The following is a 15,643-nucleotide window of genomic DNA, read 5'->3' as shown; positions in this document are numbered from 1 at the left end:
TTCCCTCCTCTTCTAGTTAAAATTCTAGGATTCAAAAATTTCGATTTCTTTGCTGTCGGCAGTCAGTTTAACAATTGCCTTGCGGCGTTTGTTTGTGTATCCGCCAAATTTGCCCATACGCTTGAATTTACCTTTGTAGTTCATGATGTTAACTTTTTCAACATCCACGCCAAAGATTTTTTCAACAGCGTCTTTTACTTGTGTTTTGTTGGCTCTTACGTCAACTTCGAACGTGTATTTCTTTTCAGCCATCAAATCTGTAGAACGTTCAGTGATAACGGGGCGCTTAATGACATCGCGTGCATCCATTATGCAAGCACCTCCTCTACTTTTTCAACCGCTGCTTTAGTGATGATTAGCTTATCATGATTCAGGACATCCACGACACTGATGCCGTTGGCCGCTACTACTGTAACGCCAGGAATGTTCCTTGCAGACAACGCAACATTTTCATCAAGATCAGCAGTTACAACGAGTGCTTTCTTTTCTACGGAAAGTCCTTTTAGGACATTTATAAAGTCTTTTGTTTTAGGTGCATCGAAAGCAAGGCTTTCAAGAACCAAAATGTTTTCTTCAAGTACCTTAGTGGAAAGAGCCGATTTAATTGCAAGGCGGCGTACCTTCCTTGGCAATTTATAGCTGTAGCTGCGTGGTACCGGTCCAAATACGATACCGCCGCCTTTCCATTGTGGCGAACGGATGGAACCTTGGCGCGCACGGCCAGTCCCTTTTTGTCTCCATGGCTTGCGTCCACCACCGGAAACTTCAGAACGAATTTTAGTTTTGTGTGTTCCCTGGCGCATTGAAGCCCTTTGCATCAACACCGCTTCGAAAAGCACATGCTGGTTTGGCTCAATGCCGAAAACTGTATCATTAAGTTCGATTTCCCCAACTTGGGAACCGTTTTGGTTAAATAATGCTACTTTAGGCATTCCTTTGTTCCTCCTTTCTTAAGAAGTTCTATGCTTTTACCGCACTTTTAACTTTGATCATTGCTTTCCTAGGTCCAGGCACATTGCCCTTTACAAGAAGCAAATTGCGTTCTGTATCTACTTTTACAATTTCAAGGTTTTGAACTGTAACTACTTCTCCACCCATACGTCCTGGCAATGCTTTGCCTTTGAAAACGCGGTTAGGGGCAACAGGTCCCATTGAACCCGGGCGGCGATGGTAGCGGGAACCGTGGGACATAGGGCCACGCGATTGTCCATGGCGCTTGATTGAGCCTTGGAAACCTTTCCCTTTCGATACTCCGGTAACATCTACGATGTCGCCTTCTGCAAAAATATCAACCTTGACTTCCTGACCAACTTCATATGCTGCCAAGTCTACTCCGCGGAATTCGCGAATGAAGCGCTTAGGAGCAGTATCCGCTTTTGCAACATGGCCTTTTTCAGGCTTATTGGCGAGCTTTTCACGCTTGTCTTCAAAGCCAACCTGGACAGCTTCATAGCCGTCGTTTTCGATCGTTTTCTTTTGAAGGACAACGTTGCCTGCTGCCGCAATTACTGTTACAGGAATTAATGTTCCGTTCTCAGCAAATACTTGAGTCATACCAATCTTTCTTCCTAAGATTCCTTTGGTCATTCGTCACACCTCCTGAATAATTAAATTTATGATGATTATAGTTTGATTTCGATATCTACGCCGGATGGCAGATCTAAACGCATTAATGAATCAACTGTTTGCGGAGTTGGGTTCACAATGTCGATCAGACGCTTGTGTGTACGCATCTCGAATTGCTCACGGGAATCCTTGTACTTATGGACCGCACGAAGGATTGTGTAAATTGTTTTCTCAGTTGGCAACGGAATCGGGCCTGATACTGCAGCACCTGAACGTTTAGCTGTTTCAACAATTTTTTCCGCAGACTGATCCAGGATCCTGTGATCATACGCTTTTAAACGGATACGAATTTTTTGTTTTGCCATTACTTTTCCCTCCTTTTCGCCTATTTTTAAAATAGACATTCTCCGTGAAAATCTCCTGCACACTCGCCATGGCAAAGCGGCCGGGTGTGTCAGCAACCTCTCACATCATCGCAGTCAAAGACCAACATTGTCTATTATACATAAAACACCGCCCAAACGCAATAACTTTTGAGGGTTTTTTATGTTTCGCACACTTTTAATATTATAGCGGCATCATCTATAGATTGCAATGTTTTTTTGGAGGACTTCCCTGATTTCCTGGCCTAGCAGTCTTATCGTCCTTGACCATTCTATTATATATAGAAGAAACTCGGATTTTGTATGCAGAACAACATGCGCATGCACCTACACGACAGATAAAGATCTCCTGTTCCTGCGACGTAAATTATCGGTACCTTTACTTGTGTTCGCTATTTCTTCGCGCAAGGAATATGCTTTCGAAGCTTGTTCTGGTGGAGCTGGATTAAACTAACTCTCTTTAAGTTGATTTATTTAAAAACTTCCTGGACGATAAAAAAAAGCGGATGGGTCGTCACCCGTCCGCTTCTTGTTTATTTATTACTCAACAATTGTAGCAACAACGCCAGCGCCTACTGTACGTCCGCCTTCACGAATAGAGAACTTAGTTCCTTCTTCGATCGCAACTGGAGCGATAAGCTCAACTGACATTTCAATGTTGTCGCCAGGCATAACCATTTCTACGCCTTCTGGAAGGTTACAGATACCTGTAATGTCAGAAGTACGGAAATAGAATTGTGGGCGGTAGTTTGTGAAGAATGGAGTGTGACGTCCACCTTCTTCTTTGGACAATACGTAAACTTCAGCTTTGAACTTTGTGTGCGGAGTGATGGACTTTGGCTTTGCCAAAACTTGTCCACGCTCAATGTCTTCACGGGCTACGCCACGAAGAAGTGCACCGATGTTGTCTCCAGCTTCTGCATAGTCAAGAAGTTTACGGAACATTTCTACACCTGTTACAGTTGTAGATTTAGGCTCTTCAGTGAAACCAACGATTTCAACAACGTCACCAACTTTTACTTGTCCGCGCTCTACACGTCCAGTAGCAACTGTTCCACGGCCAGTGATGGAGAATACATCCTCAACAGGCATCATGAATGGCTTTTCAGTGTCACGTGCTGGAGTTGGGATGTAGCTGTCAACTGCATCCATAAGTTCGATGATTTTTTCTTCCCAAGCAGACTCGCCTTCAAGAGCTTTAAGAGCAGAACCTTTGATAACTGGAGTGTCATCGCCAGGGAACTCATATTCAGTAAGAAGGTCACGGATTTCCATTTCAACTAGCTCAAGTAGTTCTTCGTCGTCTACCATGTCGCACTTGTTCATGAATACAACAAGGTAAGGTACGCCTACCTGACGGGAAAGAAGGATATGCTCGCGAGTTTGCGGCATTGGGCCGTCAGTTGCGGATACAACAAGGATACCGCCGTCCATTTGAGCAGCGCCTGTGATCATGTTTTTAACATAGTCGGCGTGTCCTGGGCAGTCTACGTGTGCGTAGTGGCGATTATTAGTTTCATATTCAACGTGAGAAGTTGAAATTGTGATACCACGCTCTTTTTCTTCTGGAGCGTTGTCGATTTGATCATAACCGCGCGCTTCACCGCCGCCTGCTTTTGAAAGGACAGTCGTGATTGCTGCAGTCAAAGTAGTTTTACCATGGTCAACGTGACCGATTGTTCCAATGTTAACGTGTGGCTTGGAACGGTCGAATTTAGCTTTACCCATTAGGATTTCCTCCTTTAATTTTAAAAAGTTAAGTATTATTAGGGGCCGAGGAAGGCAAGCCTGCCTCAGCCTATGCTTACATAGTAGTTATACTTGATTGAAAGGTGAAAATCAATTATTCACCTTTATTTTTTTTGATGATTTCCTCTGAGATCGATTTAGGAACTTCTTCGTAGTGGTCGAAGTGCATTGAGAATACACCGCGTCCCTGTGTGCTGGAACGAAGGGAAGTTGCATAACCGAACATTTCTGAAAGAGGTACCATTGCACGGACTACCTGGGCATTCCCACGTGCGTCCATACCTTCAACACGTCCGCGGCGGGAAGTGATTTGTCCCATGATGTCGCCGAGGTATTCCTCAGGAATAACAACCTCTACCTTCATGACTGGCTCAAGGATAACAGGCTTACACTTGGAAGCTGCATTCTTAAGCGCCATGGAAGCGGCAATTTTAAACGCCATTTCAGAGGAGTCTACATCATGGTAGGATCCATCAAACAGTTTTGCTTTGATATCTACTAACGGATAACCGGCAAGAACACCTCTATCAAGGGCATCTTCAAGACCTGCTTGTACGGCTGGCACGTATTCACGAGGAACGACACCGCCAACGATTCCGTTTACGAATTCAAAGCCTTTTCCTTCTTCGTTTGGAGAGAACTCAATCCAAACGTGTCCGTATTGTCCACGTCCACCGGATTGGCGGGCAAATTTGCCTTCAACCTGTGCAGAATCGCGGAATGTTTCACGGTAGGCAACCTGAGGAGCACCCACGTTTGCTTCTACCTTGAACTCCCGGCGCATACGGTCAACGAGGATATCCAAGTGAAGCTCACCCATACCCGCAATAATAACCTGTCCAGTTTCCTGGTCAGTATGTGCACGGAAGGTAGGATCCTCTTCCTGGAGCTTTTGCAATGCAGTGGACATTTTATCCTGGTCCGCTTTGGACTTAGGCTCCACGGAAAGCTGGATAACCGGTTCAGGGAAATTCATGGACTCAAGAATAACAGGACTCTTGTCGTCGCACAATGTGTCCCCTGTAGTAGTATCCTTTAAGCCAACGGCTGCAGCAATATCACCCGAATAAACCTTCGAGATTTCTTGGCGGCTGTTAGCATGCATTTGCAGAATACGTCCAACACGCTCACGCTTTCCTTTAGTAGAGTTCTGGACATAGGATCCAGCTTCTAAAGTACCGGAGTAAACACGGAAGAACGTTAGTTTACCCACATAAGGGTCAGTCATAACTTTAAATGCAAGTGCTGCGAATGGCTCTTCATCGCTTGAGTGCTTTTCAATAATTACATCTTCCTCACCAGGAACATGTCCATTGATTGCAGGTACGTCAAGAGGAGATGGAAGATAGTCGATTACTGCATCAAGCATTAATTGAACACCCTTGTTTTTAAATGCGGAACCGCAAATAACAGGGTAGAATTCAACAGAATTTGTGCCTTTACGGATGGCAGCTTTGATTTCTTCAATCGTAAGCTCTTCTCCGCCAAGGTATTTTTCCATAAGTTCTTCGTCAAGCTCAGCAACCGCTTCGATTAACTTTTCGCGGTATTCTTCCGCTTGAGGGAGGTACTCTTCTGGAATTTCGCGGACTTCAATATCTGTACCGGTATCATTGCCATAGAAAGTAGCTTTCATTTCTACAAGATCAATGATTCCTTCAAACTTATCCTCAGCACCAATTGGAAGCTGGATAGGATGAGCATTCGCCTGTAGGCGGTCATGCAGTGTCCCTACAGAATATAGGAAGTCAGCACCAATCTTATCCATTTTATTTACGAACACTACTCGCGGAACTCCGTAAGTAGTAGCCTGGCGCCATACTGTTTCGGTTTGCGGCTCAACGCCTGACTGGGCATCGAGTACTGCTACCGCACCATCGAGTACACGCAAGGAACGCTCAACCTCAACAGTGAAGTCTACGTGTCCAGGGGTGTCAATGATATTTACGCGGTGGCCTTTCCACTGTGCAGTGGTTGCAGCGGAAGTGATCGTGATTCCACGCTCTTGCTCCTGCTCCATCCAGTCCATCTGGGCAGCACCTTCGTGAGTTTCGCCAATTTTATGGATACGTCCAGTATAATAAAGGACGCGTTCTGTTGTAGTTGTCTTTCCCGCATCGATATGGGCCATGATGCCGATATTACGGGTATTTTTCAAGGAGAACTCTCTTGCCATTGGGTCTTTCTCCTTCCTTGTATGAGTGTTTTAGAGATCCGTCCATCAGCTATGCGGAAACTGTACCTGAAGCCGGGGAGCTCGCCCGGCCAGGTATTGTTCTATCTAGCTTGTCTTGTTTAAGGACCCATTGCGGGTGCTCAAACAGTATTATTTTACCAACGGTAATGTGCGAATGCTTTGTTAGCTTCAGCCATTTTATGCGTATCTTCACGCTTCTTAACAGATGCGCCACTGTTGTTTGCTGCATCAAGGATTTCATTGGCAAGACGCTGTTCCATTGTCTTTTCACCACGAAGCCTTGCGTAGTTTACCAACCAGCGAAGACCTAGAGTAGTACGTCGGTCTGGGCGCACCTCGATTGGAACCTGGTAGTTCGCGCCACCTACACGGCGGGCTTTTACTTCAAGAACAGGCATAATATTCTTTAGCGCTGCATCAAACACTTCCATAGGCTCTTTTCCTGAACGCTCACGGATGATATCGAATGCATTGTAAAGAATGGCCTGGGATGTACCTCTTTTACCGTCGATCATCATTTTGTTGATCAGGCGGGTAACTAGCTTTGAATTGTAAAGCGGATCTGGCAAAACGTCTCTTTTTGCAACAGGACCTTTACGAGGCATATTTTTTCCTCCTTTCAGAAAATCTTCTATTTAGGTTAAGGTTATTATTTTTTAGCTGCTTTTGGACGCTTCGTACCGTATTTGGAACGACTTTGCATACGGTTGTTAACTCCAGCCGTATCAAGCGCGCCACGAACGATGTGGTAACGAACACCCGGCAAGTCTTTTACACGGCCTCCACGGATAAGAACAACACTGTGTTCTTGAAGGTTGTGACCGATACCAGGAATGTAAGCAGTTACCTCGATACCATTTGTCAAACGCACACGAGCATATTTACGAAGCGCTGAGTTTGGTTTCTTTGGAGTCATCGTACCAACACGGGTGCAAACACCGCGTTTTTGTGGTGATGTTACGTTGGTTTGTGATTTTTTGAAGCTGTTGTAACCTTTATTAAGCGCAGGAGATTTTGATGTTTCCTCAGTAGATTTACGAGGCTTGCGCACTAATTGGTTAATTGTAGGCATGTTTTTTCCTCCCTTCACGACATTTGTAGACCCACACATCCAGGTGGTTCTTTTTTTGGCAAAAACAAAGTTCTTGCAGCAGCATCTGCAAAAACAGTTTTTAACGGATTATTGCGACAGCCGAAGTTCCCACTTTAATCCCGCTGGCTTTACCGAGTTTTTTCATCGAATCAACCTGCAGAACTGGCACGCCCAGATCATTGGCTGCTTCAACGGCTGCTGCCGTTAATTTCGGGTCAGCGTCCGCTGCTACAACCAGCTCACTAGCGGTTCCTTCTTCAAGTGCTCTGACTGCCTGCTTTGTTCCTATCAGCAGTTTCCTGGCCTGCAAAACTTTTTCATAAGACATAGCTCATATCCTCCAAAGTTACAGGTAAATAGGAGCACCTTTGCTATATTACCATCATAAAAAATGGATGTCAACTAATCTCGCTTTAATTTTAAAAATAAATCTTAAAAAACGGCACCAGCCCTTTGACTGGTGCCGCGATTTACAAATAAGAAAGCTCGCCGCCTTCTTATTCGATTACGATACCTTCTTCTTCCTGCTGAAGGATTGGTTCCGCCTTGCGGTAACGCTGCATCCCAGTTCCAGCCGGAATCAACTTCCCGATTATGACGTTTTCCTTAAGCCCGAGCAATTCATCTCGCTTGCCTTTAATGGCAGCATCAGTAAGCACGCGTGTTGTTTCCTGGAAGGAAGCGGCTGACAAGAATGAGTCTGTCTCAAGTGAAGCCTTCGTGATACCAAGAAGGACCGGACGCCCTGTTGCAGGCATTTTGCCATTTAAAAGAGCTTTCTCGTTCGCATCGGTAAATTGATGGATGTCAAGAAGCATTCCCGGAAGGACATCGGTTTCACCCGCATCGATAATCCTAATCTTCCGAAGCATCTGGCGAACCATAACCTCGATGTGCTTGTCACCAATTTCAACGCCCTGCATCCGGTAAACCTTCTGCACTTCTCGGAGCAGGTACTCCTGGACGTTGCCGACATCGGTTACTTTCAATAGCTCTTTTGGATCGATTGAACCTTCAGTAAGGTCCTGGCCGCGGTAAACTTTGTCGTTGACTGCCACCTTAAGCCTTGCTGTGTAAGGAGCTGTATAGGTCCTGGATTCAACCTCTCCTTGGACAATAATTTCCTGTTGGCGGTCACGCCCTTCGTTGATTCCGACAACGACACCTTCCAATTCGGCAATGACTGCCTGGCCTTTCGGGTTCCGTGCTTCGAAAAGCTCCTGGATACGCGGCAAACCTTGGGTGATATCATCCCCTGCTACCCCGCCAGTATGGAACGTACGCATGGTTAGCTGGGTTCCCGGTTCCCCGATTGACTGGGCCGCAATGATACCGACAGCTTCGCCCACTTCCACTTCCTGGCCTGTTGCAAGGTTGCGTCCATAACATTTTTTACATACGCCATGGCGCGTATTACATGTGAATGCCGATCGGATTTGTACTTCCTCGATGCCTGCTTCTATGACTTCGACTGCCAGGTCTTCTGTAATCAGACCGTTTTCCGGAACAATGATTTCTCCTGTTTCAGGATGTTTGATATTCCTTCTGGCATATCGGCCAATTAAACGTTCATCAAGCGGTTCGATGACTTCTGTGCCATCCTTTAGGGCGCGAATTTTTAAACCGCGGTCCGTTCCGCAATCGTCGTCGCGGACAATGACATCCTGGGCAACATCGACAAGGCGGCGTGTAAGGTAGCCGGAGTCAGCCGTTTTAAGGGCTGTATCAGCAAGGCCTTTACGCGCACCGTGCGTCGATATAAAGTATTCCAATACCGTCAAACCTTCGCGGAAGGAAGATTTGATTGGCAACTCGATAATCCGTCCAGCCGGGTTGGCCATCATACCACGCATACCCGCGAGCTGAGTGAAGTTGGACGCATTACCACGCGCTCCGGAATCACTCATCATGAAGATCGGATTCGTTTTATTAAGGGACTGCATCAGCTTGCCCTGAATGGTATCTTTCGCCTGGCTCCAGATGGAAATAACACGGTCATACCGTTCATCTTCAGTAATCAAGCCGCGCCTGAATTGCTTCTGGACATTATCCACCCTGTTTTGAGCATCGGTGAGGATTTCTTCTTTTTCACTGAGGACGACGATGTCGGCGACACCGACCGTAATCCCTGCTTTTGTCGAATACTTGAAGCCGAGATCCTTCATTCGGTCAAGCATTTTCGATGTTTCAGTAATTTTGAAGCGTTTAAATACCTCAGCAATGATGTTCCCAAGGATTTTCTTTTTAAACGGCTCAACTAGCGACATTTCCTTTATTCTTGCTCGGACGTCAGCTCCCTTTTCGACAAAGTATATTTCCGGCGTCTTTACTTCGAGATTATGCTTTGTCGGTTCATTGATATAAGGGAACGACTTCGGCAAAATTTCATTGAATATGAGCTTTCCGACTGTCGTGAGCAAGAGCTGCTGGTTCTGTTCTTCAGTAAACGTTTCATTATGAAGCGAACCTGCATGTACAGCAACTCGTGTATGCAAATGCGCATAGCCATTTTGGTAGGCAATAAGCGCTTCGTTCGTATCTTTGAAGATCAAGCCTTCGCCGATGGCGCCATCGCGTTCCAAGGTTAGGTAATAGTTACCCAATACCATGTCCTGGGAAGGTGTTACGACCGGCTTGCCATCTTTAGGGTTAAGAATGTTTTGAGCCGCAAGCATCAAGAGGCGTGCTTCAGCCTGTGCCTCTGCAGAAAGCGGTACGTGCACAGCCATCTGGTCACCGTCGAAGTCCGCGTTGTATGCAGTACATACAAGCGGGTGAAGGCGGATTGCCCGTCCCTCGACAAGCGTCGGCTCAAATGCCTGGATTCCAAGTCTATGAAGCGTTGGTGCGCGGTTTAGCAGAACAGGATGCTCGCGAATGACTTCTTCAAGCACATCCCAAACCTCAGGCTGTACGCGCTCAATTTTCCGCTTGGCGGATTTGATGTTATGGGCAAGTCCCTTCTCAACAAGCTCTTTCATAACAAAAGGCTTGAACAATTCAAGCGCCATTTCCTTTGGAAGCCCGCACTGATACATCTTCAGGTTCGGCCCTACGACGATAACCGAACGGCCTGAGTAGTCAACACGCTTTCCAAGAAGGTTTTGGCGGAAACGTCCTTGTTTTCCCTTCAGCATGTGGGAGAGGGATTTCAACGGACGGTTGCCCGGCCCCGTTACAGGGCGCCCACGTCGGCCGTTGTCGATTAATGCATCAACAGCTTCCTGCAGCATCCGTTTCTCATTTTGTACAATAATGCTTGGAGCTCCCAGGTCGAGTAATCGCTTCAGACGGTTGTTCCGGTTGATTACACGGCGGTAAAGGTCATTCAGGTCGGATGTCGCAAAGCGGCCTCCATCTAGTTGGACCATGGGGCGAAGTTCTGGCGGAATGACAGGAAGGACATCTAAGACCATCCAAGACGGTTCATTGCCCGATCCGCGGAATGCTTCTATCACCTCAAGGCGTTTGATTGCGCGTGTGCGGCGCTGGCCTTGGGCAGTCTTTAATTCTTCTTTTAATGACTCAGCTTCTTTGTTCAGGTCAATGTCCTGAAGGAGCTTGCGAATTGCTTCAGCCCCCATGGAAGCCTGGAACTTATTTCCGTACTTTTCGCGGTATGCTCGGTATTCCTTTTCGGATAAAAGCTGCTTCTTTTCAAGGGCTGTATCCCCGGATTCCGTTACAACATAGGAAGCGAAATAGATAACTTCCTCAAGTGCCCGCGGAGACATGTCAAGAACAAGCCCCATCCTGCTCGGGATTCCTTTGAAATACCATATATGGGAAACAGGTGCGGCAAGCTCGATATGACCCATCCGTTCACGGCGTACTTTTGCTCGTGTTACTTCAACACCGCATCGGTCACAGACGACTCCCTTATATCGGACGCGCTTGTACTTTCCGCAATGGCACTCCCAGTCCTTTGTCGGACCGAAAATCCTTTCACAGAAAAGGCCGTCTTTCTCTGGTTTTAATGTACGATAGTTGATTGTTTCCGGCTTCTTGACTTCACCAAAGGACCAAGAACGAATCTTGTCCGGCGATGCAAGGCCGATTTTCATATACTCAAAATTATTAACATCCAGCAAGGGGCCTACCTCCCTTTTAATCTCCAGGTTTTACCCTGTAGCTGACATAACCCCGCCGGGCGCCGAATTGGCACCCGGACTATTATGGAGTTACTCTTTCGAACCTACTTTTTCCGACTCGATGCTCTGTGCTTCCGGAGCAATCGTCAATGTATCAACCTGCTGCATTTCATCATCGTCTTCTAAGTCGCGCATCTCTATTTCCTCTTCATCGCCGGACAGGATTTTTACATCCAGGCCAAGGCTCTGAAGTTCTTTAATTAATACCTTAAACGACTCAGGAACACCTGGTTCCGGTACGTTCTCACCTTTGACAATTGCCTCGTATGTTTTCACACGGCCGACCACATCATCGGACTTGACAGTAAGGATTTCCTGAAGTGTATAGGCTGCCCCATACGCCTCAAGCGCCCAAACCTCCATCTCCCCGAAACGCTGGCCGCCAAATTGTGCCTTTCCGCCGAGCGGCTGCTGGGTAACAAGCGAGTAAGGACCTGTGGAACGGGCATGCAACTTATCGTCAACCATGTGGGCAAGCTTGATCATATACATGACACCGACAGAAACTCTGTTATCAAACGGCTCGCCTGAACGACCGTCGTAGAGGACGGTTTTTGCATCGCGCGCCATTCCGGCTTCTTCAATCGTTGCCCAGACATCTTCCTCGGTCGCACCGTCAAATACAGGCGACGCAACATGAATTCCAAGTTCCCTAGCTGCCATTCCAAGATGGAGTTCAAGCACCTGACCGATATTCATACGGGAAGGTACGCCCAGTGGGTTAAGCATGATGTCCACCGGGGTGCCGTCTGGAAGGTACGGCATATCCTCTTCCGGAAGAATACGGGAGATTACCCCTTTGTTTCCGTGTCGTCCAGCCATCTTATCCCCTTCGGAGATTTTACGTTTTTGGACGATATACACTCGGACAAGCTGGTTTACTCCTGGAGGCAGCTCATCACCGTCTTCTCGGTTGAATACTTTAACGTCAAGGACAATTCCTCCGCCGCCGTGTGGTACACGTAGCGAGGTATCTCGTACTTCGCGGGCCTTTTCACCGAAGATTGCATGAAGGAGCCGCTCTTCAGCTGTCAGTTCAGTCACGCCTTTAGGGGTAACCTTACCGACAAGCAGGTCGCCGTCTCTAACTTCCGCACCTGTACGGATGATTCCGCGTTCGTCAAGGTTACGCAAAGCATCCTCCCCGACGTTCGGAATATCTCGAGTTATTTCTTCAGGTCCCAGCTTTGTATCGCGGGACTCAGATTCATATTCTTCAATATGGATGGATGTATATACATCATCCTTTACAAGGCGTTCACTCATGATAATGGCATCCTCGTAATTGTATCCGTCCCAGTTCAGGAACGCGACAAGTACGTTTCGCCCAAGTGCCAACTCACCTTTTTCCATTGAAGGGCCGTCAGCAAGGATTTCGCCTTTTGTTACTCTATCTCCTACCGAAACAATCGGCCGCTGATTATAGCATGTTCCCTGGTTGGAACGGATGAATTTTAGCATTCTGTACTTATCCAGGTCGCCTTTAGTCTCCTGGCCATCAACTTCCTTAAAGCGGCGAACCCAAACCTCACGGGCTTCAACATGCTCAACGATACCTTCATGCTTGCAAATGACTGCTGCACCCGAATCTTTAGCGGAAACGTGCTCCATCCCTGTACCAACCCTTGGAGCTTCCGGCTGCATTAGCGGAACAGCTTGTCGCTGCATGTTCGCTCCCATAAGAGCACGGTTTGAGTCATCATTTTCAAGGAACGGAATGCATGCTGTTGCCGCAGATACAACCTGCTTTGGTGATACATCCATGTAATCAACACGTTCTCTTGGTACAACCGTATTGTCGCTTCGGAAACGGGCCACGATGTCATCATCGATAAACGAGCCGTCTTCATTAAGCCTTGCGTTGGCCTGGGCCACTACATAAAGGTCCTCTTCATCCGCAGTCAGGTAATCAATGCGATCCGTCACTTTTCCGGTTTCAGGATCTACCCGGCGGTATGGCGTTTCAATAAAGCCAAAGCGGTTAACCTTTGCATATGAAGAAAGCGAGTTGATCAATCCGATGTTAGGTCCCTCAGGCGTTTCAATCGGACACATACGCCCATAGTGGGAATAGTGGACGTCACGCACCTCAAAGCCCGCTCGCTCACGTGTCAAACCGCCTGGTCCCAATGCGGAAAGACGGCGTTTATGCGTCAATTCTGCAAGCGGATTGGTCTGGTCCATAAATTGCGAAAGCTGAGAGCTTCCAAAGAACTCTTTTATGGACGCAATTACCGGACGGATATTGATTAGCTGCTGCGGAGTGATGGTCGCTGTATCTTGGATTGACATCCTCTCACGGACGACCCGCTCCATCCTTGACAGACCGATACGGAACTGATTTTGCAGCAGTTCTCCTACTGAGCGCAGACGGCGGTTTCCAAGGTGGTCGATATCGTCAGTATCACCCACACCATGGAGCAGGTTGAAGAAATAGCTAATAGATGCAATGATATCTGCCGAAGTAATGTTTTTTATCTGTTCAGGCACATATGCATTGCTCAAAACATTTATTACTTTTTCGTTATCATCGGTTGGAGCAAAAATTTTGATGCCTTGGAGGACAATATCCCCATCCACCACTCCGCCTCCCGGCTGGTAACTGTCCATGTTAATGTTGTTTTCCAGGTGGGGGATGATTCGGTCAAGATTCCTGCGGTCGAGCAAAGTGCCAACTTCTGCAATGATTTCACCGGTTTCCGGGTCGACCAATGCTTCTGCAAGGCGCTGGCCAAATAGGCGGTTTTTTATATGAAGTTTTTTGTTGATTTTGTATCGTCCCACACTAGCCAAATCATAGCGTTTAGGGTCGAAGAAACGTGAAACGAGGAGGCTCTTTGCATTATCTACAGTCGGCGGTTCGCCTGGGCGAAGCCTTTCGTAGATTTCAAGTAGCGCCTTATCGATGCTGTCGGTATTGTCTTTTTCAAGTGTATTGCGGATATACTCATTGTCGCCAATGAGATCGATGATTTCTTGATCAGAGCCGAACCCGAGTGCACGCAAAAGAACCGTAACTGGCAGCTTCCGGGTACGATCAATCCTTACGTATACGACATCCTTGGCATCTGTTTCATATTCAAGCCAGGCGCCGCGGTTCGGAATAACGGTGGCTGTAAAACCTTTTTTCCCGTTTTTGTCCACTTTCCCGCTGTAGTAAACGCTTGGGGAACGGACGAGCTGGGAAACGATGACACGCTCTGCACCATTAATGACAAAGGTGCCCGTTTCAGTCATTAGCGGGAAATCGCCCATGAAAACATCCTGGTCTTTTACTTCCCCTGTTTCTTTGTTGACGAGACGCACTTTTACACGCAGTGGTGCGGAAAATGTCACATCTCGTTCCTTTGATTCCTCAACGGAATATTTTGGATCGCCAAGGCTATAATCAATAAATTCTAGAGATAGGTTACCAGTAAAGTCTTCAATCGGTGAAATATCCTGGAACATTTCACGCAGTCCCTCATCAAGAAACCATTGATAAGAAGAGGTTTGGATTTCAATAAGATTTGGTAATTCTAAAACTTCACTGATTCGCGCGTAACTTCTTCGTTGGCGGTGTCGTCCATACTGAACTAGTTGACCTGTCAACTGATTCACCCCTCAAATCAAGAGTTATATTTTAATTCTATTTGGAGCCTGCGGCTGGACAGCTGTCCCGCAACAGACAAAAAAGAAAAAGGGTTTTTGACGCAAAAACCACATTTTTCACATTTTCACCTATTATTTTGTCATCTTTTCCTTCCTATACCAATTTTATACAATCGGAACTTCCTTTCTTTTACAAAGAAAGTTTATTCCTAAGTGAAAAAAAAGCTTGACATTCGGAAATAGTACCGAAAATATGATAATGGCATTTTATAATATTAACATAGCGGCATTTTTGAGTCAAATGTTTTTCGCTTTAATAATGAAGTATCCCTTTTCCTTTTCGACTACCCCAACTTCTCCGAACAGTTCACTCAGCTTTTCTAAAGCGGATGGCGCTCCCTGCTTTTTCCGGATGACCACCCACAACTCGCCATTCGCCACAAGCTTTTCCTTTGCCTGCGCGAAAATATCATGGACGGTTTTTTTGCCGGCCCGAATCGGGGGATTGGTGAGAATTGCTGAAAAACCCGTCTCTTCCACCCCAAACAGTCTGTCACTTTCATAAACCAGGGTATTTTCAATCCCATTCGCCTTTGCATTTTCTTTTGCCAGTTCAAGCGCACGTTCATTAACATCGACCATATGTACGGTTCGGTCGGGATATTGCTTGGCGAGCGCTAAACCAATAGGCCCGTATCCGCAGCCAACATCAAGAAGAGACCCCGCTGGTTCAGGCAAAACAAATGTTTCTATCAACAACCTTGAACCAAAGTCGACTTCATTTTTTGAAAAAACGCCGCTATCGGACTTGAATCGGAAACGAACGTTTCTCAGTGTATACTCCCAATGCTTTGGTGCACTCTCAACATGCGGCTTCCGTGAATAATAATGATCCGCCATCAATTCCACCTCC

At 46.7% G+C, this 15,643-nt stretch carries 12 protein-coding genes; all 12 read right to left on the bottom strand.

The features are described from left to right. Window positions 1-24: 24 nt before the first annotated feature. Window positions 25-312, bottom strand: a complete 288-nt coding sequence (gene rplW / locus AR337_RS21590) for a 50S ribosomal protein L23 (RefSeq protein ID WP_172797588.1) — start codon at window positions 310-312, stop codon at window positions 25-27. Next, window positions 309-932 carry a 50S ribosomal protein L4 gene (gene rplD, locus AR337_RS21585; protein ID WP_059174128.1) on the bottom strand — a complete coding sequence of 208 codons (624 nt, stop codon included), beginning with the start codon at window positions 930-932 and terminating at the stop codon, window positions 309-311. The genes rplW and rplD overlap by 4 nt, the downstream gene beginning before the upstream one ends. Before the next feature lie 28 nt (window positions 933-960). Continuing rightward, complete coding sequence (gene rplC / locus AR337_RS21580) at window positions 961-1,587, bottom strand: 50S ribosomal protein L3 (protein WP_059174127.1); 627 nt, start codon at window positions 1,585-1,587, stop codon at window positions 961-963. Window positions 1,588-1,622: 35 nt separating this feature from the next. Next, the gene (rpsJ, locus tag AR337_RS21575) at window positions 1,623-1,931 is read right to left on the bottom strand and encodes a 30S ribosomal protein S10 (protein ID WP_059174169.1); all 309 of its coding nucleotides are present in this window, start codon (window positions 1,929-1,931) and stop codon (window positions 1,623-1,625) included. A 558-nt stretch (window positions 1,932-2,489) separates the two neighbouring features. Continuing rightward, entirely contained in the window at window positions 2,490-3,677 is a 1,188-nt protein-coding gene (tuf, locus tag AR337_RS21570) for an elongation factor Tu (protein WP_059174126.1), read from the bottom strand. 115 nt (window positions 3,678-3,792) lie between these two features. Further along, window positions 3,793-5,874, bottom strand: coding sequence for an elongation factor G (fusA, locus tag AR337_RS21565; protein ID WP_059174125.1), 2,082 nt, complete (start codon window positions 5,872-5,874; stop codon window positions 3,793-3,795). Between the two features lie 155 nt (window positions 5,875-6,029). After that, window positions 6,030-6,500, bottom strand: a complete 471-nt coding sequence (gene rpsG, locus AR337_RS21560; protein WP_059174124.1) for a 30S ribosomal protein S7 — start codon at window positions 6,498-6,500, stop codon at window positions 6,030-6,032. 44 nt (window positions 6,501-6,544) lie between these two features. Then, window positions 6,545-6,967: a 30S ribosomal protein S12 gene (rpsL, locus tag AR337_RS21555; protein ID WP_059174123.1), complete on the bottom strand. Its 423-nt coding sequence runs from the start codon at window positions 6,965-6,967 to the stop codon at window positions 6,545-6,547. Between the two features lie 100 nt (window positions 6,968-7,067). After that, window positions 7,068-7,316, bottom strand: a complete 249-nt coding sequence (locus AR337_RS21550; protein ID WP_059174122.1) for a 50S ribosomal protein L7ae-like protein — start codon at window positions 7,314-7,316, stop codon at window positions 7,068-7,070. 169 nt (window positions 7,317-7,485) lie between these two features. After that, window positions 7,486-11,079 (bottom strand): DNA-directed RNA polymerase subunit beta', encoded by a 3,594-nt coding sequence (gene rpoC / locus AR337_RS21545; protein ID WP_059174121.1) that lies wholly within the window; start codon window positions 11,077-11,079, stop codon window positions 7,486-7,488. Window positions 11,080-11,169: 90 nt separating this feature from the next. Next, entirely contained in the window at window positions 11,170-14,730 is a 3,561-nt protein-coding gene (rpoB, locus tag AR337_RS21540; RefSeq protein ID WP_059174120.1) for a DNA-directed RNA polymerase subunit beta, read from the bottom strand. Window positions 14,731-15,027: 297 nt separating this feature from the next. Continuing rightward, window positions 15,028-15,630, bottom strand: coding sequence for a class I SAM-dependent methyltransferase (locus AR337_RS21535; RefSeq protein ID WP_059174119.1), 603 nt, complete (start codon window positions 15,628-15,630; stop codon window positions 15,028-15,030). Window positions 15,631-15,643: the final 13 nt, after the last annotated feature.

The organism is Bacillus sp. FJAT-27445 (genome assembly GCF_001510665.1).
Lineage (GTDB): Bacteria > Bacillota > Bacilli > Bacillales > Cytobacillaceae > Bacillus_D.
Note: the sequence above shows the minus strand (reverse complement) of the source record. Positions and strands in the feature narration are given on the sequence as shown.

Excerpts from the sequence above, each read along its gene's own strand:
- rplD (WP_059174128.1), bottom strand. The coding sequence starts at position 932 with ATGCCTAAAGTAGCATTATTTAACCAAAACGGTTCCCAAGTTGGGGAA.
- rplC (WP_059174127.1), bottom strand. The coding sequence starts at position 1,587 with ATGACCAAAGGAATCTTAGGAAGAAAGATTGGTATGACTCAAGTATTT.
- rpsJ (WP_059174169.1), bottom strand. The coding sequence starts at position 1,931 with ATGGCAAAACAAAAAATTCGTATCCGTTTAAAAGCGTATGATCACAGG.
- tuf (WP_059174126.1), bottom strand. The coding sequence starts at position 3,677 with ATGGGTAAAGCTAAATTCGACCGTTCCAAGCCACACGTTAACATTGGA.
- fusA (WP_059174125.1), bottom strand. The coding sequence starts at position 5,874 with ATGGCAAGAGAGTTCTCCTTGAAAAATACCCGTAATATCGGCATCATG.
- rpsG (WP_059174124.1), bottom strand. The coding sequence starts at position 6,500 with ATGCCTCGTAAAGGTCCTGTTGCAAAAAGAGACGTTTTGCCAGATCCG.
- rpsL (WP_059174123.1), bottom strand. The coding sequence starts at position 6,967 with ATGCCTACAATTAACCAATTAGTGCGCAAGCCTCGTAAATCTACTGAG.
- AR337_RS21550 (WP_059174122.1), bottom strand. The coding sequence starts at position 7,316 with ATGTCTTATGAAAAAGTTTTGCAGGCCAGGAAACTGCTGATAGGAACA.
- AR337_RS21535 (WP_059174119.1), bottom strand. The coding sequence starts at position 15,630 with ATGGCGGATCATTATTATTCACGGAAGCCGCATGTTGAGAGTGCACCA.